General features: G+C 71.1%; 17 protein-coding genes, 2 pseudogenes and 3 CRISPR repeat arrays (1 of these 22 only partly in view). Of the genes and pseudogenes, 4 read left to right on the top strand and 15 right to left on the bottom strand.

Features of this window, described 5'->3' with window-relative positions; all coding sequences use genetic code 11:
* Window positions 1-349: 349 nt before the first annotated feature.
* Window positions 350-1513, bottom strand: coding sequence for a DUF1906 domain-containing protein (locus tag ACZ37P_RS22780; protein WP_467348337.1), 1164 nt, complete (start codon window positions 1511-1513; stop codon window positions 350-352).
* Between the two features lie 375 nt (window positions 1514-1888).
* Here ACZ37P_RS22780 and ACZ37P_RS22775 point away from each other — a divergent pair, with 375 nt between their 5' ends.
* Window positions 1889-2188: a hypothetical protein gene (locus ACZ37P_RS22775; protein WP_355336556.1), complete on the top strand. Its 300-nt coding sequence runs from the start codon at window positions 1889-1891 to the stop codon at window positions 2186-2188.
* 229 nt (window positions 2189-2417) lie between these two features.
* On the opposite strand, the gene ACZ37P_RS22770 is transcribed toward ACZ37P_RS22775, so the two are convergent.
* From ACZ37P_RS22770 to ACZ37P_RS22740, 7 genes and pseudogenes are all read right to left on the bottom strand, one after another.
* Entirely contained in the window at window positions 2418-3611 is a 1194-nt protein-coding gene (locus ACZ37P_RS22770) for a lipid-transfer protein (protein ID WP_467348335.1), read from the bottom strand.
* Window positions 3608-4009 carry a MaoC/PaaZ C-terminal domain-containing protein gene (locus tag ACZ37P_RS22765; protein WP_391042189.1) on the bottom strand — a complete coding sequence of 134 codons (402 nt, stop codon included), beginning with the start codon at window positions 4007-4009 and terminating at the stop codon, window positions 3608-3610. Before ACZ37P_RS22765 ends, ACZ37P_RS22770 begins: the two co-directional genes overlap by 4 nt.
* Complete coding sequence (locus ACZ37P_RS22760; protein WP_467348334.1) at window positions 4006-5037, bottom strand: bifunctional MaoC family dehydratase N-terminal/OB-fold nucleic acid binding domain-containing protein; 1032 nt, start codon at window positions 5035-5037, stop codon at window positions 4006-4008. The genes ACZ37P_RS22765 and ACZ37P_RS22760 overlap by 4 nt, the downstream gene beginning before the upstream one ends.
* Window positions 5038-5127: 90 nt before the next feature.
* Window positions 5128-6333, bottom strand: coding sequence for a ribokinase (locus ACZ37P_RS22755; protein ID WP_467348333.1), 1206 nt, complete (start codon window positions 6331-6333; stop codon window positions 5128-5130).
* A 148-nt stretch (window positions 6334-6481) separates the two neighbouring features.
* A complete protein-coding gene (locus ACZ37P_RS22750) occupies window positions 6482-6787 on the bottom strand; it encodes a hypothetical protein (protein WP_188281503.1) in 306 nt (101 codons plus the stop codon).
* A 545-nt stretch (window positions 6788-7332) separates the two neighbouring features.
* Window positions 7333-8338: a CRISPR direct-repeat array (repeat unit 29 nt; unit sequence GGGAACAGCCCCGCGGGCGCGGGGAGCAG).
* A 364-nt stretch (window positions 8339-8702) separates the two neighbouring features.
* Window positions 8703-8999, bottom strand: a pseudogene (locus ACZ37P_RS22745) (SCO3933 family regulatory protein); the annotation flags it as partial.
* A gap of 167 nt (window positions 9000-9166) precedes the next feature.
* Window positions 9167-9959, bottom strand: a pseudogene (locus tag ACZ37P_RS22740) (GntR family transcriptional regulator).
* A 106-nt stretch (window positions 9960-10065) separates the two neighbouring features.
* Here ACZ37P_RS22740 and ACZ37P_RS22735 point away from each other — a divergent pair.
* Genes ACZ37P_RS22735 through ACZ37P_RS22725 form a run of 3 tightly spaced genes read left to right on the top strand, consistent with a single transcriptional unit; the run spans window position 10066 to window position 11073 of the window.
* Window positions 10066-10473, top strand: a complete 408-nt coding sequence (locus tag ACZ37P_RS22735; protein WP_467348383.1) for an NUDIX hydrolase — start codon at window positions 10066-10068, stop codon at window positions 10471-10473.
* 46 nt (window positions 10474-10519) lie between these two features.
* Entirely contained in the window at window positions 10520-10933 is a 414-nt protein-coding gene (locus ACZ37P_RS22730; protein ID WP_467348332.1) for an ATP-binding protein, read from the top strand.
* Window positions 10930-11073: a hypothetical protein gene (locus ACZ37P_RS22725; protein ID WP_467348330.1), complete on the top strand. Its 144-nt coding sequence runs from the start codon at window positions 10930-10932 to the stop codon at window positions 11071-11073. The genes ACZ37P_RS22730 and ACZ37P_RS22725 overlap by 4 nt, the downstream gene beginning before the upstream one ends.
* A 175-nt stretch (window positions 11074-11248) precedes the next feature.
* A CRISPR array of direct repeats spans window positions 11249-12944; the repeat unit is 29 nt; unit sequence GGGAACAGCCCCGCGGGCGCGGGGAGCAC.
* 142 nt (window positions 12945-13086) lie between these two features.
* Here the strand turns inward: ACZ37P_RS22725 and cas2e are convergent.
* From cas2e to casA, 7 genes are all read right to left on the bottom strand, one after another.
* Complete coding sequence (cas2e, locus tag ACZ37P_RS22720) at window positions 13087-13455, bottom strand: type I-E CRISPR-associated endoribonuclease Cas2e (protein WP_355336561.1); 369 nt, start codon at window positions 13453-13455, stop codon at window positions 13087-13089.
* 10 nt (window positions 13456-13465) lie between these two features.
* The gene (gene cas1e, locus ACZ37P_RS22715; RefSeq protein WP_391158965.1) at window positions 13466-14419 is read right to left on the bottom strand and encodes a type I-E CRISPR-associated endonuclease Cas1e; all 954 of its coding nucleotides are present in this window, start codon (window positions 14417-14419) and stop codon (window positions 13466-13468) included.
* Between the two features lie 3 nt (window positions 14420-14422).
* Entirely contained in the window at window positions 14423-15124 is a 702-nt protein-coding gene (gene cas6e / locus ACZ37P_RS22710; protein ID WP_401718132.1) for a type I-E CRISPR-associated protein Cas6/Cse3/CasE, read from the bottom strand.
* Complete coding sequence (gene cas5e / locus ACZ37P_RS22705; protein WP_467348328.1) at window positions 15124-15819, bottom strand: type I-E CRISPR-associated protein Cas5/CasD; 696 nt, start codon at window positions 15817-15819, stop codon at window positions 15124-15126. Before cas5e ends, cas6e begins: the two co-directional genes overlap by 1 nt.
* Window positions 15816-17048, bottom strand: a complete 1233-nt coding sequence (gene cas7e, locus ACZ37P_RS22700) for a type I-E CRISPR-associated protein Cas7/Cse4/CasC (protein WP_391042170.1) — start codon at window positions 17046-17048, stop codon at window positions 15816-15818. Before cas7e ends, cas5e begins: the two co-directional genes overlap by 4 nt.
* Window positions 17049-17141: 93 nt before the next feature.
* Window positions 17142-17843, bottom strand: a complete 702-nt coding sequence (gene casB, locus ACZ37P_RS22695) for a type I-E CRISPR-associated protein Cse2/CasB (RefSeq protein ID WP_355336566.1) — start codon at window positions 17841-17843, stop codon at window positions 17142-17144.
* Window positions 17843-22531 carry a type I-E CRISPR-associated protein Cse1/CasA gene (gene casA, locus ACZ37P_RS22690; protein WP_467348325.1) on the bottom strand — a complete coding sequence of 1563 codons (4689 nt, stop codon included), beginning with the start codon at window positions 22529-22531 and terminating at the stop codon, window positions 17843-17845. Before casA ends, casB begins: the two co-directional genes overlap by 1 nt.
* A gap of 661 nt (window positions 22532-23192) precedes the next feature.
* A CRISPR array of direct repeats spans window positions 23193-25155; the repeat unit is 29 nt; unit sequence GGGAACAGCCCCGCGCGGGCGGGGAGCAG (it continues 41 nt past the right edge of the window).

The raw sequence follows: 25155 nt of genomic DNA, 5'->3' as shown, positions 1-25155 counted from the left end.
CCGTACGGGCGCTGCCCTGGTGGCCGTACGGGCGGACCGCCGCTTTACGTGTGCGGGCTGCCGCCGTACGCCGGGCCGTCGCCGTACGCGGGGGCCGTCGCCGTACGCGTGCGGCCGTCGCCGCCACGGGCCGCGCCGGGGTCGGCCCTGACGTCCGCCCCGGGGCGGTCCCGGTGTCATCCCCGGGTCAGCCCCGTACGACCTCGGCGTCAGCCCGTGGTCGTACATCAGCGCGGTCCGAGCGTCCTGGAAGCTCGGACCGGCCTCGGACCGGTGCTCAGGAGTGGGCGCTCAGCAGGGGGCGCTCACGACTGGGGCGCTCAAGAGGTGGGCGCTCAGGAGCGAGCGCTCAGAGCTTGGCGACCGGCGCGTCGATCAGGTCGCGGTCGATCGACAGCTTGTGACCGCCGTGCGTCTCGGTGACGGCGCCCGTGTACTGGTGGATGCGGCTGTGCGAGGCCCAGGCGGAGGGGCGCAGGACCGGTTCGGCGGTGAGGGTGGGGGCGACGCCCCAGCGGGCGTACCAAATGGCGCCCGGGAGGTCGGACGTACCCGCCCTGCGGGCCTTCTCCATGTGCGCGATGCCGGAGTCGGCGCTGCTGTAGAAGCCGGGCACATAACCGCGCGCCCGCACCTGGCGGTCCCAGGCGCGTACGAAGGACAGCGTCGCGTTCGCGCAGCTCGCCTTCCTGAGGTCGTACGCCTCCATGTCGAGGTAGAGCGCGCTGCCGCGCTTCATGCCGAGCGCGCCCGCGGCCTTCGCCGCGTCCGCGCCCTCGCTCGTGCCCTGGGCCGTCGCCCGCTGGGGGTCGATGCGGAACGGGTTCTTGTTAGACCCTCTCACGCAGGGGCTCTGCGAACCGACGTAGATCGGCAGCAGGCTCCAGCCCGCCGCGGTGGTCTGCTGTACCCAGTTGTTCGTCAGATTGCGCTGCGTCTTGCAGGCGCGGGCCCGGCCGCCGAAGTAGATGCCGACGGCGCGGTACGGGGAGGAGGCGCGCCAGGCGCGCATCGTGGCGAGGTCGGGGGCCTGGCAGGTGTCGAAGCCGCGGCCCTTGAAGACGCGCGGGGCGACGGCGGCGTCCTCGGGGAAGGTGGCGGCGTCGTCGGACGCGTCGTCGGTGCCGGGGAATCCGGTCTCGTCGGGGGCCTGGGCGTCGTCGGGAGCCTGGGCGCCGTCCGGAACCTGGCCGTCGTCCGAGGCTTGGCCGTCATCCGAGGCTTGGCCGTCGCCCGACGCCTGGGCTTCGGCGGCCGCGGCTTGGGCTTCGGCGTCCGCGATCCAGCCGGCGGGGTCCGTCCTGTTGTCGACGGGGTCGATGTGCCCGTCGGCCGCCGCTGCCCCCGCGCTCGCGGGGCCCGCGCTGGCCGCCGGGACATCGCTGTCGGCGACGGCCGACACCGCGGGAAACAGCAGACCGGTCAGCGTCAGCGCGGCGGCAAGGACGTAACGAGTGCGGCGCGTACGGCGCACGCGGTGCGCGTAACGGATAAACCTACTTGTTTCGGTCATTCGCCGAGTCAACGTGGCGGGCGGCCCGCACGGGCGGAGACACGCCGCCGGGTCGGGCCGTACGGGCCCCGAACCGCTCGGGCGGCGGGCACTGCCGCCGCGTCGGCTCCGCCCGGCCCGGCGCCGGACCCGAGGTCGGGGCCGTCCCTCCCCCCTCCCGGACCTGCTGACCCGCTACCGCGCTCGGCTGCGCGTGCGCGCTTCCCGGCACTCGGATACGCCGACGACACGCGGGCCTGATACGCAAATTACCGTAGTACGTGGGTTATTTGCATGATGGCGTCGGATTGCTACGGTCACCCCGTCGCTATTTGCACCCACGCGAGCGGGGCCGCTTCGGCGTCGACCGCGTGGCCCAGTAGGGAGGACCTTCTCGTGCTCCGTGCTCGTATCGCCGCCGCGGGCGCCGCCGTGGCGCTGGCCGCCGCAGGGCTTGTCGCAGGCACCGCCCCGTCCGCTCAGGCGTCGACCCCGCCCACCCCGTACATGTGCCCCTACTTCCTCAACGACGGCGCGCACGGTCTGTACGTGTGGACGTACGGGCAGGGCTGGCTGGTGTGCAGCTACAGCCCGCACGCCGAGCTGTCCTGTCGGTACAACGCGTTCAGCGGCGACGCCTGGTTCAACGCGCCGAATCCCGACTACTGCCCGACGCGCGCGATTCCGACGGCCTGACACGATTCCGGCGGCCGCCGACGGCCTGGGCCGGTCGGCCGCCGCCCTTCCCTCCGGGGGTCCGGGACCCCGACCCCCCCGGGCCCCCGGACCGTCGGACCTTCGGACCTTCGGACCGTCGGAACCCCGTGCCCCGTGCCCCGCGCCCTGTGCCTGCCTCAGGCCCCGCACCCTGTGCCCTGTGCCCTGTGCCCGCCTCAGGCTCCGTGCCCCACGCCCCGCGCCCGCCTCAGGCCCCGTCCGCCGACAGGATCAGGCCCGAGGTGGGGACGCCGGTGCCGGCCGTGACGAGGGCGTGGCCGACGGAGGCGACCTGGTTGACGCTGCTGCCGCGCACCTGGCGCACGGCTTCCGCGATGCCGTTCATGCCGTGCAGATACGCTTCCCCGAGCTGGCCGCCGTGGGTGTTGACCGGGAGGCGGCCGTCGATCTCCAGGCCGCCGTCCGCGGCGAAGTCCGCCGCCTCGCCGGGCCCGCAGAAGCCGAACTCCTCCAACTGCATGAGCACGAACGGCGTAAAGTGGTCGTAGAGCACCGCCACGTCGACGGCGGCCGGACCGAGGCCGCTCGTGCGCCACAACTGCCGTGCCACCACGCCCATTTCGGGCAGCCGGGCGAGGTCGTCGGCGTCCCGGTAGTAGCTGGTCATCTGCTCCTGCGCGCGCCCCGCGCCCTGCGCGGCGGCCGTGACGACGGCGGGTGCGCGCCGCAGGTCGCGGGCGCGCTCCGCGGAGGTGACGACGATCGCCTGGCCGCCGTCGGTCTCCTGGCAGCAGTCGAGCAGCCGCAGCGGCTCGACGATCCAGCGCGAGGCCGCGTGGTCGGCGAGGGTGATCGGGCGGCCGTGGAAGTACGCGGCCGGGTTGTTCGCCGCGTGCCTGCGGTCGGCGACCGCGACATGGCCGAAAACCGACGGTTCCAGTCCGTAGACGGACAAATATCGGTTTGCCGACATTGCCACCCATGAGGCGGGGGTGAGCAGACCGGGGGGCAGGTTGACGCCGAGCGCCGCCCCTTCCGCCGACGGCTCGCGCCCGAGGACGCCGGAGCCGAACCGGCGGCCGGAGCGTTCGTTGAAGGCCCGGTAGCAGACCACCACCTCCGCGATCCCGGTCGCCACCGCCATCGCGGCCTGCTGCACCGTCGCGCACGCCGCGCCGCCGCCGTAGTGCACGCGCGAGAAGAAGGACAGCTCGCCGATTCCGGCCGCCTGCGCCACCGTGATCTCGGGGCTGGTGTCCATGGTGAACGTCACCATGCCGTCGACGTCCCCGGGCGTCAGCCCCGCGTCGTCCAGCGCCGCCCGCACCGCCTCGACGGCCAGCGTCAACTCACTGCGCCCGGAGTCCTTCGAGAACTCCGTCGCCCCGATCCCGACGACGGCCGCCCGCCCGCCGAGCGCGTCCCGCCGCCGAACACTCATGACGCCTCCGGGAGTTGCGGGATCTGCACGGTGACCGTGCCGGTGACGTGCCGGCCGAGCGCGTTCACGCCCACCACCTCGACGGTCGCCGTCCGGTCCGCGACTGCCGTGACCGTACCCGTCAACTCCATCGTGTCTCCGGGGTAGTTGGGCGCGCCGAGCCGGATGCGTACCGCCGTCGTCACCGCGTCCGGGCCGAAGTGCGCGGCCACGTAACCGCCGACCAGGCCGTTGGTGGTGAGGATGTTCATGAAGATGTCGGGAGAGCCTTTGGCGCGGGCGAGTTCGGGGTCGTGGTGCACGTCCTGGAAGTCGCGCGTGGCCAGCGCCCCGGCGACGACGAGGGTGTGGGTGACGTCGATACGGCGGGGCGGGAGGGTGTCGCCGACGGCGGTCATGCGGGGGCCTCCGCTTCAGGGGTGGTGACCGTACTGTCGGGTTCCGTGTCGGCGGGTCCCGTGTCGGCGGGTCCCCTATCGGCGGGTTCCGTGTCGACGGCGCGGAAGGCCGGCACGGTGAGGTCGTCGTCCGCGTCCAGGAAGTCGAGCAGGACGGGCGCGCCGATCCGGACCTTGTCGTACGGGACGCCGATGACGTTCCCCAACAGCCTTACGCCCTCGGCCAGTTCGACGAGCGCGACCGCGTACGGCGGATCGAAGGCCGGGAACGGCGGGTGGTGCATCACCACGTACGAGAAGACGGTGCCGGTGCCGGAGGCGGGGACGGTGCCCCAGTCGGGGGAACCGCAGGCGTTGCAGCCGGGGAGCCACGGCAGGCGCAGGGTGCCGCAGGCGGTGCAGCGCTGGATGAGGAGTCGGCGGTCCTCGCGGATGGCCTGCCAGTAAGCGGCGTTGTCGCGGTTGACGATCGGGCGGGGGCGGGTCGCGGACTTCGTACGTGCGGGGGCGGGAGCCGGGTCCCGCGCCGAAGTTGCCTGCACGGGTGCGTACTTGAGGATGCGGAAGCGGTGGGTGCCCGCGAGGACGCCGTCGGCGCGGACCTCGGTGCGGGTGGTGACGAAGTAACCGGCCCCGAGCTTGGTGGACTTGCGCAGGGAGACGGATTCGACGACCGCGTCGAAGGTGACCCGCTGACCCGGCCGCAGCGGCGCCACGTACTCCTGCTCGCAGTCGGTCGCCACGACGGCCGCGTAACCGGCCTCGTCCAGCCGTCCGAGCAGGTCGTCGTAGCCGGGAGTGCGTCCCTCGTGGCCGGACAGGCCGCCCATCGTCCACACCTGGAGCATGGTGGCGGGCGCGGTGCCGTCGGGGGGTACGGGGTGGCCGAGGGCTTCGCACCAGTGGCGGATCATCGGGGCGTTGACGGGGTCCTTGCCGATGCCGCCCGTGGCGGCCGGGGTGCCTTCGTAGCGGCGCAACTCGGCGTGGAGCGGGTCGTTTTCTGCCGTTCCGTCCGATCCGTCCATGGCGGTGCCGCCCTCCCTCGACAATCTGACTGTCCGTCAGATTCGAATGGGAGGGCGGCTGTTGTCAATGGGCGTGCGGGGGTGGCGGATTCAGGGCGGGGGCTCTTCCGTGCCGGGATCGGGGGCGGGAGCGGGGGCGGGGGCGGGGGCGGGCCCGGAGGCGGGCGCGGGTCCGGAGGCGGGCGCGGGCCCGGGGACAGCGGCGGGGGCGGACTCTTGTGCGGGTTTTCCGCCCGGCCCGCGACCTCCCTCACTCTCGGCCAGAAGTTTTCCACAGGCTGTGGACGAAAGTTGGGCGCCGGATTCGCCGACCGCCGCCGCCCCGACGCGTACCGCCCAGCCCGCCGCCTCGACCAGCCCGTCCCCCTCCGCCAGCCGCCAGGCCAGCGCCCCGGTGAAGGCGTCACCCGCACCGGTCGTGTCGACCACCTCGACCGGGACGGCGGGCAGCCGCGTCGTACGCCCCCGAGGCGGCTCCGCGTCCGCGCGTACGTTTTCGCGTACGCCCGCACGTACGTCCCTGCTCACGTCTTCGCGTACGCCCCCGCTTACGTCCTCGCGCCCGCCCGCGCTTACGTCCTGGCGCTCGACGACGGTCACGCCCGCGCCGCCCAAGGTCACGACGGCGGACCGGACACCGAGCCGGAGCAGGTCACGCGGGTCGGCCTCCGCGGCGGAAGCCGCGCCGAGCAGGACGCGCATCTCGTGCTCGTTGACCACCAACGGGTCTGCGCAGGACAGGAGTTGACCCGACTCGGCATCGTCCCTGACGGCTTCGGGCGGTGAGGGGTTGAGCACCAAGCGGGCGCCGTGCCGCTCGGCCGCGTGGGCGGCGGCCCGTACCACGTCCATCGGGACCTCGCACTGCGCGGACACCACGCGCACGGCCGACCCGACCGCGGCGGTCACTTCGGCCGCCGTGAGCGCGGTGTTGGCGCCCGGTACGACCACGATCGCGTTCTCGCCATCGGCCGCGACCGTGATGAGCGCGATGCCGGTGGGCACCGTCTTCTCGGTGCCGAGCGCGGTCGTGTCCACGGCGGCGGACCGCAGTTCGGCGGTGAGCCGTTCCCCGTACGCGTCCGCCCCGACCCGCCCGCAGAAACCCACCCGCGCGCCCAACCGGCCCGCGGCGACAGCCTGGTTGGCCCCCTTGCCGCCCGCGTGCACGGCCACGCCCGACGTACCGAGCACCGTCTCGCCGGGTGCCGGGTGGCGGTCGACCCTGACCACCAGGTCCGCGTTGGCCGACCCCACCACCAGCAGCGTCACGCCGTCCGCCGTACTCCTGCCCACCGTTCACCGTCCTCGCCGTTCCCCGCTTCGATCATCCTGCCGTGGAACGCGTGCGCGCGGCGGCACATGGCGTGCCGCCGCGCGTACGCGTCACCGGTCAGGAGTGGCGGGGCGCCCCCTCACGCCGCCGCCGAACCCGCGGCGCGGGTCACCAGAGCTGCGAGAAGTGGATGCTGACGTTGTCCTGGTGGATGGCGGTGAAGCCGGAACCGGCCACGCTCGCCGTGTTGTTCTGGTTCGACGCCCCGGCCCCGGTGGCCGCCTGCTGCGTCGTCGTCACATTGCCGAAGTTGCCACCCCCCACGTTGCCGCCGGAGTTGCTCACCACCGTCGCGTTCGAGTGGCCACCCGCGAACGCGCCGTCGTCTGCCGAGGCCGTGCCGGCGAACAGCACGGCCGCCAGCGGCAGTGCGGCAACGGCGGCCAGGGCACGGACGGTACGGATGCTTGCCATGGTGTTCCCTCCAAGGGGACATGTTGCGGGACTAGTTGAACTGTCCGGACTTGTGGAAGCCCGGTCCGATCCGGAGCACCGCGGTTGGCCGACCGCGGTGCCGTCTTGCTTCTTCGAGCGGCGTCGCCGAGACCAGAGTTGCCCACCCCACCCCTCCCGAACCCGCCCCTCCCCCTCTTTTCCCCCGCAAGCGTGACGATCTGTCGACAAACCCCCCATCCCCCACCTTTCCCCCACCCGCACCCCCCATCCCCTCCACCTCCCAGTCCCCCCAAGCGCCAAAACGTTCCTGCCCCTTTTCAGCCATTTTCCGGTCACCACCGGAACCGACGACACAGGGGCGCGACGGGACACACAAAAGGTGGGGCCGGCTCCCGATCGCACCGAGACCCGACCCCACCTGCATGTTCACTACCTACCGCGGAGGCTGTGGGATTTGAACCCACGGTGACATCGCTGCCACGACGGCCTTCAAAACCGCTCGGGCCATACAGACTCGTCCCGCTTCCTTCCTACGCGGTGCCTGGGTTGATCCGCTGGAGGGCGGGAACAGCCCCGCGGGCGCGGGGAGCAGCCATGTGGGTCTCCGGGGTTCGGTCGGGTGGGGGGAACAGCCCCGCGGGCGCGGGGAGCAGTGCAAGTCCAGGTCGTCGGCCCAGCCGACACCGGGAACAGCCCCGCGGGCGCGGGGAGCAGCAGCACACCGAAATCCGGTCTGCGGGCGAGTGGGGAACAGCCCCGCGGGCGCGGGGAGCAGGCCGGGTACGACAAGAACGTCAGCTACAGCCAGGGAACAGCCCCGCGGGCGCGGGGAGCAGCGGGCCGAGCTTCCGCAGGTCGGCGACGATCCGGGGAACAGCCCCGCGGGCGCGGGGAGCACACGTTCCCGGCCGCATCCATGTCGACGGCGAGGGGAACAGCCCCGCGGGCGCGGGGAGCAGCTGCTGGTGCGCACTGTCAGGGTGCACGGGGCGGGAACAGCCCCGCGGGCGCGGGGAGCAGCTGCTGGTGCGCACTGTCAGGGTGCACGGGGCGGGAACAGCCCCGCGGGCGCGGGGAGCAGACATCGTCGCCGGTGCAGCGAACCTGCGCCCCGGGAACAGCCCCGCGGGCGCGGGGAGCAGCCGCCGCCGTCCTACCGCGAGGCCGCCGCCCGGGGAACAGCCCCGCGGGCGCGGGGAGCAGCCGCCGCCGTCCTACCGCGAGGCCGCCGCCCGGGGAACAGCCCCGCGGGCGCGGGGAGCAGCCGGCGGCGCGCAGCCACCAGGCGTCGCACTGGGGAACAGCCCCGCGGGCGCGGGGAGCAGCCCTGGTACCACCGGCCGCAACGGGTCTTGACGGGAACAGCCCCGCGGGCGCGGGGAGCAGGCCACCCCGTCCACCGCAGGCCTGGGGTTCGTGGGAACAGCCCCGCGGGCGCGGGGAGCAGACCAGGGGCCTGGCTCCCATCCGCAAGGACCAGGGAACAGCCCCGCGGGCGCGGGGAGCAGCTGTGGTCATCGGTGACGGCAGGGGCGGTGGCGGGAACAGCCCCGCGGGCGCGGGGAGCAGAGTAAATGACCTGAGGCTTTACTGGGTTCGGCGGCCGATTTTACTCACTTGATGAGATTCGGACATACCTTCCTTATCGCAATAGTCTGCCAACGTGCAGGCTAGAGGTACGGCTCCACAACATCCTGAGCATCCATCGCCGCCCCTGGGGCCACGAACGGCCAAGGGGATGCAAGGACGGAAGGCCGCGCACCACGCTCAGGTGCTGACGTTGTTGTCACGGCGGGCTGGCGGAAGCAGGAGGTGGACCAGTACGCGGCCGGTTGCTCAACCCGCAGGGAGGCGGTGTCCCCGCCAACAGCTGTGACGGCACCACCCACCTCCACCAGCGTTATCAGGTCCGACATCGGACTCAGACCCCCACCTGGGGGTTGAACGTGCTCTCCCACGGCCGGGCCACCAGTCCCGGCAGCGCGACCGGCGCACCGAGGGCCAGCCCCTCGCCCACACCGCTCTGCGGGACGGTCACCTTGAGCAGCGAGGACTCCCTGTCCCCGATGTGGACCACGCCGACCGTCATCAGCGGCTCACCGCTGTTCGCGTTGGTGGCGATCTCCCCGGTCTGCCGGTCCTTGATCTTCGTCTCCGGAGCTTCGGTCAGCAGGATCGTTGCCGCCGATGTCTCCACACGGATGGAACGCGACGCTTTCCCTTCACTCATGACAGCTAGTCGTCTAGACAAGCGTCGCCTAGTGCACCCGAAGAACCGGGCACGAGAACTACTGTGCCGCACAACCTGGCTACTCGTCTATATGAGTTTGCCGAGAAGGCGTACGAGTCACGGGAGTTGGGCCGGCCCGGCCCGTGTCGCGACACCGTCCGCCCAGGTCACGTGGCCGGAAGCTGGTACGCCAGCACGTACGCATCCGCCGCCATCACCGTGTCGCAGACCTCCACGGCACGCCCCTCGGTGTCGAACGCCGTGCGGACCAGATGGATCACCGGCACGCCGGACGCGAGCTGGAGCGTCTTGACCTCGCTCGGGGCGGGCATGCGGGCGCGGATCTCCTCCTCGAAGTGGTCGAGGCGGTGGCCCAGTTCTTCGAGTCGGGCGTAGATGCCACCGGGACCGGGGTTCGGCTCGGCGATGGGGGTGCCGCGGGCCAGGTCCAACGGGAGGTATGACGTCGCGAACTCGACCGGGCGGCCGTCGAGGAGATAGCGGCGGCGCCGGGCCAGTACGCGACGGGGGCCACCGAGCCGGGTGGCGATGTCCTGACTCGGCCGTTCCTCCTTGATCTCCAGGCTGTCCACGGTGGGGTGACTGCCCGCACCGTCAGCCTCCACGATGAACGCCGACTTGCCCTGCTCGCGGTGCCGGCGGGCGAAGCGGTCCGAGGCGAGCCGCCGGACGGGCGGGCGGGCGGGGCCGTACGAAGACGCCCTTGCCGTGCTCGGACACCACCAGGCCCTCGCCCTGAAGGACGGACAGCGAGTTCCGTACGGTCATCCGCGAGACGCCGTAGTGCTCGACCAACTCCGTCTCGGAGGGCAGCTTGTCGCCCTCGCCGAACTTGCCCCTGTCGATCGCTTCGCGCAACTGGTCGGCGATCTGGCGGAACACCGCGCGGTCGCTCGTCGGGTCCAGCGCCCCCAGGACGCCGGAGGGAAGAACGGGCATGCGTACTCCTTTGGATATCTAGACGAGTGGCCGACCTTTGTTGCTACGGTGGGCAGCCTAGCCACCCGAGAGGATGAGGCACGTGGCGATCGAGCGCCCGCACTCGGTGAGCGTCGCCGGGGTCATCGTCGATGACGCCGGTCGCGCCTTGCTGATCAGGCGGCGCGACAACGGTCACTGGGAACCGCCCGGCGGAGTCCTGGAGGCGGGGGAGACCATCCCCGACGCGCTCCAGCGCGAAGTCCTGGAGGAGACCGGCGTCAAAATCGCTGTGCCCGCCACCCTGACGGGTGTCTACAAGAACATGACCGGACTCATCGTCTCGCTCGTCTTCCGCTGCGAGGCGATCGACGGCGAGCCCTCCACCGGAAGTGAGACCAGCGCTCTGCGCTGGGTCACCCGGTCTGAAGTCTCCGAACTCGCGGACGAGGCGTACGCGATCCGCGTGCTCGACGCCCTGGACGCGATGTCTCCGCCGGCCGTGCGCGCGCATGACGGCGTCAAACTCGTCTAACTCAAACCGTTCGCACATGGCCGCCCACCAGCAGAAAGTAACTTGTATGCACGAGTATATGAGTAGGCCGCGAGTCTGGGGACTGACGTGCCCAGGTTCACCCGAAGAAGTTGGCCGCGTACGCCGCTGGACCCGCGATGTGCTGCGCGATTCTCCTTACGCGGACGACGCGGCGCTCATCGTCACGGAGCTGAGTGCGAACGCCGTGCTCCACACCGCCAGCGGGAGCACGGGAGCGTTCCACGTCAGCCTCGCCGTCTCCCCCGCCGTCGTCTCCATCTCGGTGACCGACTCCGGGGGCACGAAAAGCGCACCGACCGTCGAACACCCCGACGCCGAGGACACCCACGGCCGCGGCCTGGCCATGGTCACCGCCCTCGCCCACCACGTCGAAACCCGCGGCGACCAGCACGGCCACACCGTGACCGCCCACCTCACCCACACCAAGGACGCCTCATGACCCCCGGCCGACCGTCGACAGCGGCCCCCGCTGCCCACAGCCTGTGGACGATCGCCCGCATCCAGAACACCTTGAGCAACGAAGTCCTGATCCGCCGCTTCCTCCTGGACCTCACCCACGCCCCCCCGAGCACGAAGTGATGAACGTCTTCACGGCCTGGCAGAAGGTCGCCGCGGCGATCGAGCAGCACTCGCCCGAAGCGCCGGCCTTAGCCGCATCCGGCCGACCGGCCGCGGAAGGACGGTGACCCAGCACCCGGCACAGAGACCGGCGCGGGGAGCACGGACCAGTCACCGGCCCCCGCGCGGTCGCATCGGGAACAGCCCCGCGGGCGCGGGGAGCACAGGGCGAACGTCGCGGTGTACACGCCCGCCGCGGGAACAGCCCCGCGGGCGCGGGGAGCACGCGACGGCGCCGTTGTCCGCGCGGACATCCGTGGGAACAGCCCCGCGGGCGCGGGGAGCACGCGTACGGCACCACGACGATCACGGCCGACAGGGGAACAGCCCCGCGGGCGCGGGGAGCACGCGTCCCTGCTGCCCGCCCACCAGGGGCGGAGGGGAACAGCCCCGCGGGCGCGGGGAGCACTCAAAGTTGATCTGTTCGGCCCTGAACACCCTAGGAACAGCCCCGCGGGCGCGGGGAGCACCGAATACCCACATCGAGGTGTGTAGGCGTGCCGGGAACAGCCCCGCGGGCGCGGGGAGCACGACGACTGCGTCGACCACACGAACCATCACCAGGGAACAGCCCCGCGGGCGCGGGGAGCACGCGGCAGCGACGTGTCCCGAGCCTCCGACGCTGGGAACAGCCCCGCGGGCGCGGGGAGCACAACAAGACGGTCATGGGCACCGCTCAGGTCCCGGGAACAGCCCCGCGGGCGCGGGGAGCACCTTGCTCACCAGGGCGGCGAGGCGTTCGACCAGGGAACAGCCCCGCGGGCGCGGGGAGCACCAGCCGGTCGTGCCGCGGCGCATCCCGTCGCTGGGAACAGCCCCGCGGGCGCGGGGAGCACCCCGGATCCCTTCACGTACTCGCCGTTGACGTGGGAACAGCCCCGCGGGCGCGGGGAGCACCGGCGAGGTCGTACTGCCAGTCGACCAGTTCAGGGAACAGCCCCGTGGGCGCGGGGAGCACGCCATGAGCGCGAGCATGACCTCGCGCTCGGTGGGAACAGCCCCGCGGGCGCGGGGAGCACATCCTCCACCAGCTCACCCCGGACGACACCCCGGGAACAGCCCCGCGGGCGCGGGGAGCACCCCGGCTATACGCCGGGCCGTGATCCGCATGAGGGAACAGCCCCGCGGGCGCGGGGAGCACGCCGTCGCCAGTCCGGCGCCCTTCTTGATGTGGGGAACAGCCCCGCGGGCGCGGGGAGCACACGTTGGTCGGGCCGAACTCCAGATTGAAGTCGGGAACAGCCCCGCGGGCGCGGGGAGCACGGAGGCGGAGGAGGTCGAGCGGCTGCGAGCGGAGCGCGACCAGGGAACAGCCCCGCGGGCGCGGGGAGCACGGCTGCGCGCCGCCGGACTCGACTGGCTCGGCGGGAACAGCCCCGCGGGCGCGGGGAGCACGTGTCGAGTCCTTCGAGCGTGGATTCGCGGATGGGAACAGCCCCGCGGGCGCGGGGAGCACGAGGCCAGCAGCCCGGCCGAGCGCGCCGACCCGGGAACAGCCCCGCGGGCGCGGGGAGCACCCTGCGGTGCAGTGGGACGAGGTGTGGCTGCCGGGAACAGCCCCGCGGGCGCGGGGAGCACAGTCCGCCGCGAGGCGCCGCAGGGCCGCCTTCAGGGTGTTGTGGGAACAGCCCCGCGGGCGCGGGGAGCACGTACTGAATGACGCCCGATGCCTCGATCGGGAGGGAACAGCCCCGCGGGCGCGGGGAGCACAATTCCACGGGGTATCCGTCCGCGTCGACGCTGGGAACAGCCCCGCGGGCGCGGGGAGCACCTCCATCTCGATCTCGCCCCGATGCTCCCGCCGGGAACAGCCCCGCGGGCGCGGGGAGCACAGTGTTTGGCCTGGTGTTTTGGAACGGCCAGCACCGGATTTTACTTAAGTTGAGAGATTCGGACATATCGCCTCGATGTCCCCATCGCTCCCGCGCCGCGCACGGCGCGGCGCGGGTTCCGCGCCACCGCATCGCGCACCCCTCAGCTTCCGCCGCCGAAGCGGCGGCGCTTCGCTGCCTTGCTCCAACCGGTGGTGGGTGGGGAGGCGGAGGAGCGGGAGGAGTCGGAGCGGCGGCCGGGGTGGGGGCGGTGGATGAGAGTGAGGCCCTCGTGGTCGATCGGGTGCCAGGCGTGGTCGTGGGTCTTGAAGGTGTAGCCCTGCTCGGTGTCGGTTTGGTAGGCGAGGAGGGCACGGCCCTGGTTGGCGTATTGGCGGACCTCGGCCCAGAGGACGTCGCGAAGACGGGCGGACGGGGTGCCGAGGAAGACGCCCGGGGAGATCTCCAGGAGCCAGCGGGTCAGGAAGCCACGGAGACCGGCCGGGCAGTTGGTGAGGATGATGACGGTCACGGGGATGCCCTCACCAAACGATCTCGGATTCGTAGTTGCGGCCGCTCTCGACTTCGACGCCGTGGTCGGACTGGAGACTTACGCGGTCGCCTGCCGCGGTGTCCGAATCCTCCCGCACGGCGTCGTAGCCCAGCAGGTCTTTGATGTCCTGTACGCAACGCTCCAGCAGCCGCGTTCTGTTGACCCGGTCCCGGACGGCCCGCCGCGTTCGGGACGCCACGTCTTCCGGTCCTTCCGCCGCCGCGTCGAAGGCCGCGGGAATGCCCACCGAGGTCTTGTAGAGGTCGGCGATATCGAGGACGAAGGAGCGTTCGTGACCCGAGTGCACGAACCCGAGGCCCGGCGAGCAGCCGAGGGCGGCGACGACGGCGTGCGCGATGCCGTACATGCACTGAGCGGCAGCGGTGACACCCTGGTTGGGCGGGTCACCAGCCGCGAAGTCGTCCCGGTTGTACTCACGGCGGCGCCACGGAACGCCGGTGCGTTCGGATTCGGCGCGGTAGCACTGGCGCAGGCGGCGCCCCTCCATGCCGAGGAGTTCCTGGCGCGTCTTGCCCGCCGGGTCTTCGTCGGGGAACCGCAGACGGTACATCGCGCGGGCGACGTCCAGCCGTCGCCGCGGATTCGCCCACGCGAGAGCCTGGGCCTCGACCAGTCCGGAGGAGCGGGTCAGAGCGCGCCCGCCCGCGTAAAAGCGGACGCCGTGCTCCCCGACCCAGACGACGCCCGCCCCGCAGTCGCCGAGGACGCTCATCGCCTGGTGGGTGATACGCGTGCCGGGACCGAGCAGCAGCGTGCCGATCGTGGCGGACGGTATGTGTGTCACGCCGTCGGCGCTCTCGGCCGTGATGGCGTTGTCGTCACGGTGGACGACGCACCGTTCCAGGTAGATGAAGGACAACCGGTCCCCGATACGGGTGAGTTCGCGCGGCGTGGCGGCGCCGCGCCTGCCGACCGTGCTCATCGGTCAGCCCACCGGAGCAAGGGTCATCAACCCGCACCCGTACGCCTTCGCCTTGCCCAGACCCTGGGTGAGGGTGCGGCGCAGCGCGTCCGGGTCGGTCACCGTGAGCCGGCCGTCGTACGTGATCGAGGTGAGGGAGACGGTGCGGCGCTCGGCTGCTTTTGCGAACCGCAGGTCCCGCTTGTCCCGGAGGACGAGCTGGAGTTCGTCGCCGTACTCCAACAGCCTTGTCTCGGGCGGCTTTTCGACGACGGCGAAGCCCGATGAGGCCTGCCGCTCCAGCAGCCACGCCTTCTGATGGCGGGCGGTGAGGTGCGCGGTGCGCTTGCGTTGCTCGTCGTCCGTGCGACGGATGGAGTGCACGGGGTTGGCGGTGAGCCGGAAGGTCCACGTACTCCCGACGGACAGCCGGGCGAGGAAGGCCCCGTAGTCGTACGTCTGCCAGCCCGGTGTGTCCGAGGCGGCGGGCCAGCCGGCCTGTTCCACCAGATGTGTCAGGTCAGGACGGGTGGGGCTGACGACGAACAGCACCACTTCGGCGGCCGAGTTGCGGTCGACGCGCCAGAGCACACGCGGCCCTGAGCCGTCTCGCACGGGCAGTTCGGGGAACGCCATCGCGACGGCGGCGTGCATCCGGTGCGGCGAACCGAGCAATGCGCGGCCGTCACGGCGGGCAGTGTTGAGGCGAAACCGGGTCATGAACATCACACGGCTCCCAGGGCCGACGTCGGATCGTGAACAGAGGCGCGCTCGACAGACGGGTTCGGAACACGGTCCGCCACCACACCGCGCAGCCCGTAACGCCGGTGCCGCGGGTCGAAGCTGACCGGCGCGTCACGGAAGCTCTGGTCGGGAGACGTGCCGGGCGGGCAGTCGAGCAGCAGCGCAAGCTCGCGCGGCGTGCCGTGACGATGCCGGTACCAGCCCGATGCCTGCCAGGGCACCTCTCCCAGCGCCGTCACAATGTCCGCGTCGTCGCACACACCCAGGTCGAGCGGCTGGGACGGTGGGCACGACCGGCGTCCCAGATACGGCAGCCACACCGGTGCCCGTACGGCCGCGTTCAAGCGCCCGATCAGCGCGGGTTCCCCCTCGACCGCCGCCACGAATACGGCGTCGGCCAGGTAGAAGCGCTCCGACAACGGCATCGCCTTGTCCGTGTCAAAGTGGTGGGCGGTCTGGAAGTCCCTGATACGCGTGCCGGGTTGATCGATGCGGACGCCGTAGCGCAGCTCCGTCAGATCGCTGAGGTCGGCATCGCGTTCCCTGCCCTCGGCAGCGGCCAGCAAGCCGAGTACGCCGCTCTTGGTGGGGGCGTTCTCGGTGGTGCGGCGGGCGAATCGCGCGGCTGAGCCCCATGCCTGCAATGGACCGGCCAGGCGCAGCAGGAGCACGCTCACGCGCCGGACTCCCGCCCTGCGGAATCCGCCGTGCCATGGATCAACCGCTCAGCCACCGACTCGCCGATCGACGAGACCAGTTCGGGAATGCTGATGCTCTCGCCAAGGGCGGCGAGCGGCCCGGTTCCCTCGCCCACCCGCACAAGCCAGGTTCCTTCGTCGCCCGCGATACCGTACGCCGCTTCCAACTCCGGTACGTGAGCGGCCAGTCGGCGGCACGCCTCCTCGACGAAGCCGTCCTCGCGGCGCTTCGGGGCGACGGCTCGCTCGAAGGCCGCCACAAAGCTGACGGGCCGCTTCGAACGGAGTTTGACGAGGACGACGCTCGGCAGCGTGTGATTGCCGAAGGTGTTGACCTTGCCGCTGGGCAGAGACGTGATGAAGCCCTCCAGAAACGCCTCGACGGCGCGACGGGTCGGAGCCGCCGCGTGCTCTTCCTCGCGCAGTCCCGCGCCGAGGTTGGCATGCAGGCGGTCGACATCCAGAGCCGCATAACGGTAGAGCGTCGCGGAGTTGAAGTCGATGACGCCGATCATGCCCGCGCCGGGTTCCGCGCCGGTGTTCCGGTCGTCCACGGCCGTGTAGTAGTCCGATTCGTTGTCGACGGCATGCACGCTCAGGGCGTGGGCGACCTGGGTGGCCGCCTCGACGTTGAGTCCGGCATCGTCGGCGACCATTCGGCCGAAGAGTGCGATGTCGACCGAGTGGCGGGTGTCCACCAGGTGCTTGGCGAGAGCCTTGTTGTCCTTGTTCTTGAAGAAGCCCTTGAGGACGGCGACATCGCCCTTGCCTTCGCTGCCCTTGAGGGCGAGTTCCGCGAGCGCGTCGAGCTGGCGGGCGCTGAGGAACATCAAGTACGACGCTTCCGGCGCTGGTTCGGGCTCGCCCTCCTTGGCCTTGCGCTTGGGCGGATCGATCTTCGAACCGGTGGCGGTACGCAGCGTCTCGGCGGCCAGCGCGAGCGCGGCCGTACGGTCGAGGGCCGGCTCGTGCGCGAGGATCCGCTCCGCGACCGCTTCAGCGACCTTCTTGGTTCGCACGCCCAATTCTGCAGGGTCAACGAGGTCGTCGAACGCCTTTCGCGTGGCCCGCTTCCAGGCCTGGCTGGAGACCCGGGCCCGACGGACACCTCCGTAGACCGCGGTCTTGGGGGATCCGGTGTCGTCGCGGTTGATGTTGCTCGGCGGAACGGTCTGAAGAATGTGCACGTCGATGATGGTTCGGGTCACGGTCCTGAGTCCTGTCGCATGGAAGTGCGGATGAGTGTCTGAGGGAACGTCAGAAGCCAGCAGTGCGTTTGGCGTTGCCCGGCGTGCGCGCTTTCAGTCCTTTGGCGTTCGGCGGCCGGGCACCACACCCGCCGCGTGGAAGTCCCGGCCCCATGTCCTGCGGACGTCGGCTTGGGCCGAGGGCCGCTGCCAGCGGTAGAGCTGATCGGCCAGGAGCGCGTAGTCGAGCGGAATGGAGTTCTTCCGAAGCAGCAGGACGATCTCCCGCAGGCGCTGGGCGAGGACATCGAGGGTGGTGGCGGTGCCGACCCGCACGAACCGTCGGCGGATCACCTCGTCGATCTCCGGTTCGGAAGGCACAGGGACCGGTGATGCCGGGGCCGGACCGCCCACTGTCCTGACGGCCGCGGGCACCATCAGCAGGCGCACGGACCGGCCGAGCCCGTAACCGGGGACGTGTGTGTCGGTGTCGCGGTGGGACTGCTGGTGCAGGGCCCACAAGGTGACCGCCATGTTCAGCGCCTCGTCCGCTCGCTCCTCGTCCGGCCGTTGTACGGTGCCGGTCGCGGATTCGGCGATGACGAGAGCGAGTTCCTCCGTGCCGGTCAGTCCCCATAGGTCCTGTACGTCGTAGGCGGGACGGCCGACGCCGCGCCGCAGCCTGGCCACGGTCGCGACCGCGGCCGGCCGGTCGTTTCGGTAGCCGCCTTGGAGCCTGCGGATGCAGCGGTCGGTCGCTGTGCCAATGAGGTCGTATCCGCGGGCGCCGGACGGGTTGGGGACGGTTGTGGTCATCACGCGGGCTCCGTTGCTGCGTCTGCTGCGTCTTGTGTGCCGGCCGCGTAGTGAGCGACGAGCACTGTTTCCTCACCGGACTCCGCACCGCCCGAGCCGATCGCGGCGCCGGTGGGCGCGACAGACGGACTCGGCGCCAACGGCAGGACTTTCCTCAGGTTCACCAGGAACCACAGTTCGGCCTGTGCGTCATTCAGCCAGCGTCGGCCATTGCCGTCCGGCAGGTCCACGTACCGTCCCTCGGCCGCCGCCGGCCCCGCGTCGTTGAGGAGTTCTCGCCCCAGGGCGCGGATCGTCGTACCGACCGTCCGCTGCCACTGACCGCGGTACTCCTCAGGGTCGGAGATGTTCCGCAGGCCGCTGAGCCACGCCCGGTACGGGCTGTCCAGCGCGGCGAAGCCGAGGTCACGGGCTGTGGCCGTGGCCGGTCCCAGGTCGGAACCGGCTGCCTGGGCGAGGTTGCCCGCGAGGTGGCCCAGCGCCCTCACCGCGTCATCGGCGTCGGCGACGGCAGCGACTGCGACTTTCCCGTAGAGGGGTCGCTCCGCGTGAAGCGCGACGACCGGGAGCAGGATCTCGTCGTCCGTGATCTCGTCGATGACCGACTGCTGTGTGCCGTACTTGGCCCCGACGATCCGGGTGCGCAGCAGGCCGAGTCGCGGCAGATACTCCTCGTACGTGAGCCGGGCAAGCCACTGGACGACTCCGGGCGGCAGAGTGCGCTCTGCTCTCTGCCGCTGCTCGGCGCCTTCCCTCCCCCGGCCCTTGTCACCGAGAAGAGCGGCGAGACCGCGCCACGCCGCGCGGCTCGGGTCGTGCTGGCTCGGCATGAAGACTTGAGGCTCGCCCCACTTCTTCGCCTGAGTCGGACTGTCGCGCCAGGCGGTCATGGGTTCGCGCCGATGCCGGTTGCGCACGGCGAAGGGGTCGCCGTAGCAGAGGACGACACCCGTCACCTCGCCGTCGCCGTGGTGCAGACGGATGCGTCGGCTCTGCCAGGTGTAGAGGTCACGAGGGCCGGACGGGCGGGGGTCGTCGGGGTCCGCCGCGATCGGCTGCGGGCCGAGGGGAGGTCGGCGCCATACGGGCCTGTCGTCCGTGTGGACCTGGAGGAAGTCGTTGTCCGCAGAGATCAGATTGAGCAGCAGGGTTTCCTTGAGGGTGTCGCCTTCGGCGAAGACGCCGCCGAGGTTCCCGGCCCAACCGACGCCCAGAGCACCTGACGGGTAGCCCTTGCCGCCTTTCGCCCTCGGATCGTCAACGGCTCCCGACTTGATCCCAGACGTGTCGAAAGCGTGAGTGTGCACGAGCCAGCGCGCCGCCTCGGCGAATCCGAGCCGATCGGGACCGGGTTGACGCATGCTGAAGAAGGGATCGCCGTTGGGAACGTCGGCGACGATTCTGCTCAGTGGACCGATGTCGTTCTTCTCCGTGTGCAGACCGGCGACTTGGAGGAACGGCTGCTGAGGATGGAGCAGATCGAATCGGTCGCGATACCGGTCGAGATACTCCGGTACCGCCGTGAAGGGCTCGGCGGACTCCCACAGTTCACCCCAGTCCTCGATCTCTCGCGGGCCGTCCACGGCGTCGTGCAGGACGGCGAGCAGTAGTCGAATCAGGGCGAACTCCTGCGTCGGTACGTCGCCGACGATCCGCCGCAGCCCGGCAGCCTCTGCGAAGACGTCGCGCAGGGACATCTCGTCCGTCGTCCCGTCCAGTCGCTGCACGGGAATCCAGGGCCGGGACACCAGGTCGAATGAGGGCACTCCGTCTACCACCCTTACGTCGTGGGCACCTTCCGGCACCACGAGAAGCCCGTCGGACGGGCTGTAGCGGACCTCGGCACCGACCAGCCGGGCTCGGCGGTCCTCGTCGAGGACCAGGAACAACTCCCCTGCCAACCAAGGGCTTTCCTTCACCTGCCAGGCCGCAGGACAGAATTTCTCCAACTCGCGGATCGTCCGGTCGATCACCCAGGATTTGGAGAAGTGCCAGGGGAGGTTCAGCGCACTCGCGGCGGCGGCGCGGGCCGCTCTCCCCTGCGGTACGGCGTGCTCGGGCAGGTCGAGTCCGCCCCTTGCCTTGTCCAGCCACGGCAATGTGGTCAGCGTTCCGTCGCTTCGCCTCTGGATCACGAGGACTTCGAGCGTGTCGTCGGTGTCGCGCACCTGGGCGCGTCCTGCCGCGGTGTCGTCGGCGTCGCCGACTCCGGCGTCGATCCAGCCGATGATCGGTCGACCCGCGCGGCGTACGGGACCGAGCCGGAATGCCTCGGCCCGGTCGGACTTCTCGGCCAGGAGCGCGCGGTAGGCGACTCTGGCCTGGGCCATCTTTGCGGCCCAACTGTCCGGGCCGAGCGGATTATCGCCATACGCCGCCTGTACGAGTGGGCTGATGTCCTCGGGCAGACGTAAGCGGCGCCCTTCCACGTGCGGCCGGAGGACGGCAAGCGAGCGCAGCAGCAGGTGTTCTCCGTCGTAGACCTTGACCGAGCCGCGGGCGATCTCCGGCGGATCCTGTGCCCAGTCGGCTATGCCGGTGATCAGGCAGCGCGCGTCCCGGAGGCGAGGGGGGCGCGGTCGGTCGTGCCGGTGGAGCCGACCCATCCGCTGCAATATCAGGTCGACCGGGGCAAGGTCGGTGACCAAGAGATCGAAGTCGAGGTCGAGGGACTGCTCGACAACCTGGGTCGCCACGACGATGTGCGCGCCTTCGGGGCGTCTGCTCCTGGGGCCGAAGCGGTCGAGCAGCTCAACATCTTTGCGGGCCCGGTCGGCAGCGACGAAGCGCGAGTGGGCGACCGTGACCCGCTCCTCACCGAAGCGCTCCCGCAGCCGCCCCGCCGCTTCCTGCGCGCGGTCGACGGTGTTACGTACCACCAGTGCGCAACCGCCTTGGCTGAGTTCGTCCTCCAAGCGGTCGACCAGGATGGTCACGTCGTCGTCGAGCGGCTGAACATGGACGTCGGTGCGGCGGCCGGACGCGGCGGGAGGCTGCCGGACCACGGTGGGGCCGCCGGGCGAGACGGCGGTCAGCAGTGGATACGTCCCGGCGGACGCTGCGGCGGACGTGTCGCCGGACCGGTCGGCCTCGGACACAGGGTGACCTGCGTACGCTTCGGCGAGCGCCCGGCGGCGGCCGGCGGGCAGGGTCGCCGACAGCAGCACGACCGGAACCCGGTATGCGGCCAGCCATTCCAGCACACGTTCCAGGTACGTGCTCATGTAGGCGTCATAGGCGTGGACTTCGTCGATCACGACGACCTTGCCCGCCAATGCGAGGTGGCGCAGGGCCAAGTGGCGACTCTTCAACGAGCCGAACAACACCTGGTCGATCGTCCCCACCGCGAAGGACGCGAGCAGCCCCTTCTTCCGTCCACGTAGCCACTGGTGGGCCTGGAGTCCGGAAGGACGACGTCGTTGCCGGGCGTTGGGGCCGTCGAACTCGTCCCCGCCGTCGAGATCGACCGCCGCGACCGTGCGGGCACTGCGGCTGGCGAGGCCCGCCCAGGTGTCGTTGAGCGCGGACTTGGCATGGGCGAGAAAGACGGACTGCGGCCCGTCGGACGGCAGTCGGCCGATCCAGTCGATCAGCCGGGCGAACATCGCGTCGCCGGTCGCCCGCGTGGGCAATGCGATCATGCAACCGCCCGCCCCGGTGCGCGCGGCCAAAATTTCTGCCGCCGCGAGAGCCGCCTCCGTCTTGCCCTCACCCATGGGTGCTTCGATGATCAACAGGCCGTGCGGTTCCATTTCCCGCGCGATGCCGACCGCCTGTTCCTGCACGGGGCGGACGGACGCGCCCTGCGGTAGGTCGAAGCGCGCGGCGAACAAGTCGGCTGCAGTACCCGCCGGTTCGTCCGGCTCCCAGGGGCCGGGAAGGTCGAGGCCCAGCCAGGCCGCCTCCAACCGTTCCGACTGCGACCGCCGCGTCCCCTCCGCCGTGATGTACGGAAACAGGTCTGCCGAACTGGCGATCCAGTCCGCGAGAATCACGATCGCGGTCAGCGTGACCTGGACCGGCTGGGAGAGCTTCACCGACTTCCACGCGCTGAAGTCGTCCTCACGGATGCCCGCCACCTCCGCGCAGGCGGCCATCAGCTCGAACTGCACGGCCTTCCAGCGCGATTCGTTCTTCCCCCGCGTACGTATCAGCTCAGGATGCAGCGCGAGATCGTGAATGCGCTGGTGCCCTGGCGGCACACCATGGTGGCCGCCGATCACCACGGCAAACTGTCCGCTGACCCGGTTGGACCACCCGTGCCTCTCATTGAGCCACTCACTCAACAAGAGCTGACCGGCCAGCCCGTGGGGGCCCAACTTGCGGTCCTCCCTGAGCCGTTCGAACGACGGCATGTCGAGACCGTGGTCCCGCATGACCTGCGCGAGCGGATCGACCTGGCACGCGAAGGCCGGCGTGGCCTTCCCGATGTCATGCACCCCGGCCAGCCACCCCACCAACCGCCGCCCGTCCTCCACCCCTCCGGGCAGCGCCTCCCCCACCAGCGCCTTCACATTCCCCGGCAGCCACGCATCCCACAACCGGCAGGCCACAGCCCCGCTGTCCGCCATGTGCCGCCACAACGGCAGCCACCCATCGGTGTCCCGATCATGCTTCCCCCACGCGCTCCGCGCCGCAACAGAGAGGGAGAAGGCAGACCTCAGGAGTGCTATTCGAGGCTGAGCCATTGGCATATTCGACACCGTCGATCCACGTCCGACAACACCATTGCGCAAGTTGACCAATAGTGATCACCGGTGCCAACGATTCTTCACCCACGGCTGTCCGATGGTAGATGTTTGATCGAACCCGTTACTTGCCGTGTGTGCGGTGAGTCGAAGCTACTCACCGCACACACAAGGTGTCCTTAGAACCGCACCGGCGACCAGGATGATCGGTATGCTCGCGGCATTACCAGGATGACCTGGATCACGAACACGAACACGAACACGAGCACCGCGACGCGAAGCCACGCCCGTGCCGCCTGCACGCCTCCCAGGGCACGGATCCCGGCACGGACCCAGGTAGGGGCCAACGCCGAGGGTCTAACCAACAGGGACGCGAGTCTTGACCCGACCTCCTGTCGCACGCTGCCGGTGCGCGAGATGCAGACCTACGGAGCAACCCTCATAAGACCGACGCCGAGTAGAGCGTCGACAGGCTGAGGCGCCGCCCAGTTGCCGCCATCAAGTCCGACAAGCCAAGTTTGCGCCACACAGCGGAAGTTCTCGATGCAGACCGACCCGGCTGAATAACCCACGTGGGTGGGGAGCACTACAAGAGGTTCGCCGTGATCGGCCTGCACCTGGGTTCAGCCCCGCGCGCGGGGAGCACACGTCCAACGTAAGCGGGAACAGCCCCGCGCGGGCGGGGAGCAGTTCGGCGCCCCCGCGCCCGCCCAGACGTCGTGGGGAACAGCCCCGCGCGGGCGGGGAGCAGCCCCTTGCCGGGTCCCCGCGCAGGTGTTCGGAGGGAACAGCCCCGCGCGGGCGGGGAGCAGATGCGGGGAGCGCTGGAGCGCGAACTGACCGCGGGAACAGCCCCGCGCGGGCGGGGAGCAGGGGCTCCAACTGCTACAGCTGGTAGCAGCTTGGGGAACAGCCCCGCGCGGGCGGGGAGCAGGGAGCGGTGAGAGCCGCCCAGCGCGCCGGTGAGGGAACAGCCCCGCGCGGGCGGGGAGCAGCCTCCTGGTCAACTTCCCGTGGTGTCGCACGGGGGAACAGCCCCGCGCGGGCGGGGAGCAGCACGACGGCGCCGTGAAGGAGGCCGACTCCCAGGGAACAGCCCCGCGCGGGCGGGGAGCAGCGTCCCCGAGGCCCGAGGTCTTGCTCATGCTTGGGAACAGCCCCGCGCGGGCGGGGAGCAGTCGACGCTGACGCCGTACTCGAAAGGTCCGCGGGGAACAGCCCCGCGCGGGCGGGGAGCAGACCCAGCAGGAGCCCGGTGAGGCGCTGGTCGCGGGAACAGCCCCGCGCGGGCGGGGAGCAGGCGGACCGCGACGTCGCCGCCGGGGACTGGGGGGGAACAGCCCCGCGCGGGCGGGGAGCAGCAGGAGTCGCCCGGTGTCGTCCAGGAACTGGAGGGAACAGCCCCGCGCGGGCGGGGAGCAGACCAGGACGATCCGGTGTGAGAGCGCCAGCCGGGGAACAGCCCCGCGCGGGCGGGGAGCAGGACCAGACGCCGCCCATCAGCGACGACCCGATGGGAACAGCCCCGCGCGGGCGGGGAGCAGTTGTCGGCGCGTTCATTTCGATCCAGCCGAGCGGGAACAGCCCCGCGCGGGCGAGGAGCAGATCCGCAGGTCCCACTGCACAACCGTGGTGCCGGGAACAGCCCCGCGCGGGCGGGGAGCAGCCAACGCGAACCGAGCGCTGTGGTGGCCACCAGGGAACAGCCCCGCGCGGGCGGGGAGCAGCCATGGTGCCGCGCACGATCCCGCCCCGAGCGAACCCTCGGCCACGGGGCGGTCGGGGAACAGCCCCGCGCGGGCGGGGAGCAGTTGTAGACCTCCATCCGGTTCGCGTCGTCCTCGGGAACAGCCCCGCGCGGGCGGGGAGCAGGCCGTGGCGTAGGCCGCCGTGGTGGCACGGGAGGGAACAGCCCCGCGCGGGCGGGGAGCAGGCCAGGGCGCCAGCCCCCGTGTCGAATCCCGCGGGAACAGCCCCGCGCGGGCGGGGAGCAGTTCCGCCTGTCCGGACCGAGTGCACCGTACATGGGAACAGCCCCGCGCGGGCGGGGAGCAGCCCGTGCTGCACGAGCTGACCCATGTGGGCCAGGGAACAGCCCCGCGCGGGCGGGAAGCAGGAGCCGTCGGGGCGCGAGACCATCGTGAGCCGGGGAACAGCCCCGCGCGGGCGGGGAGCAGGATTCGGGGTCGGCGACTTCCGCTGAGTCGGAGGGAACAGCCCCGCGCGGGCGGGGAGCAGGTGTACAGCTTGCGTACGTCGACGCCGTTGAGGGGAACAGCCCCGCGCGGGCGGGGAGCAGGGTTGAGTGTCGGCCTGGCCCCGCCCGTGGTGGGGAACAGCCCCGCGCGGGCGGGGAGCAGACCACCATGGGCACCGAGGGCTTCGGCGGCCAGGGAACAGCCCCGCGCGGGCGGGGAGCAGTGGCAGGTCCACATGATCCCCGGCACCCGCCAGGGAACAGCCCCGCGCGGGCGGGGAGCAGTGCTCCCCGGCCGACCTCACCCCATACGCCCGGGGAACAGCCCCGCGCGGGCGGGGAGCAGACGGACTACATGAGCACCGGCACCCAGCCGTGGGGAACAGCCCCGCGCGGGCGGGGAGCAGGCGTGCCGGGGGCTGCTGCG

This window comes from Streptomyces sp. NPDC024632 (assembly GCF_055559175.1).
Note: the sequence above shows the minus strand (reverse complement) of the source record. Positions and strands in the feature narration are given on the sequence as shown.

What these genes read in the sequence shown, in the direction of transcription:
- ACZ37P_RS22780 (WP_467348337.1), bottom strand. Translation starts at nt 1,513, where the DNA reads ATGACCGAAACAAGTAGGTTTATCCGTTACGCGCACCGCGTGCGCCGT.
- ACZ37P_RS22770 (WP_467348335.1), bottom strand. Translation starts at nt 3,611, where the DNA reads ATGAGTGTTCGGCGGCGGGACGCGCTCGGCGGGCGGGCGGCCGTCGTC.
- ACZ37P_RS22765 (WP_391042189.1), bottom strand. Translation starts at nt 4,009, where the DNA reads ATGACCGCCGTCGGCGACACCCTCCCGCCCCGCCGTATCGACGTCACC.
- ACZ37P_RS22760 (WP_467348334.1), bottom strand. Translation starts at nt 5,037, where the DNA reads ATGGACGGATCGGACGGAACGGCAGAAAACGACCCGCTCCACGCCGAG.
- ACZ37P_RS22750 (WP_188281503.1), bottom strand. Translation starts at nt 6,787, where the DNA reads ATGGCAAGCATCCGTACCGTCCGTGCCCTGGCCGCCGTTGCCGCACTG.
- ACZ37P_RS22730 (WP_467348332.1), top strand. Translation starts at nt 10,520, where the DNA reads ATGCACGAGTATATGAGTAGGCCGCGAGTCTGGGGACTGACGTGCCCA.
- ACZ37P_RS22725 (WP_467348330.1), top strand. Translation starts at nt 10,930, where the DNA reads ATGACCCCCGGCCGACCGTCGACAGCGGCCCCCGCTGCCCACAGCCTG.
- cas1e (WP_391158965.1), bottom strand. Translation starts at nt 14,419, where the DNA reads ATGAGCACGGTCGGCAGGCGCGGCGCCGCCACGCCGCGCGAACTCACC.
- cas6e (WP_401718132.1), bottom strand. Translation starts at nt 15,124, where the DNA reads ATGTTCATGACCCGGTTTCGCCTCAACACTGCCCGCCGTGACGGCCGC.
- casB (WP_355336566.1), bottom strand. Translation starts at nt 17,843, where the DNA reads ATGACCACAACCGTCCCCAACCCGTCCGGCGCCCGCGGATACGACCTC.
- casA (WP_467348325.1), bottom strand. Translation starts at nt 22,531, where the DNA reads ATGGCTCAGCCTCGAATAGCACTCCTGAGGTCTGCCTTCTCCCTCTCT.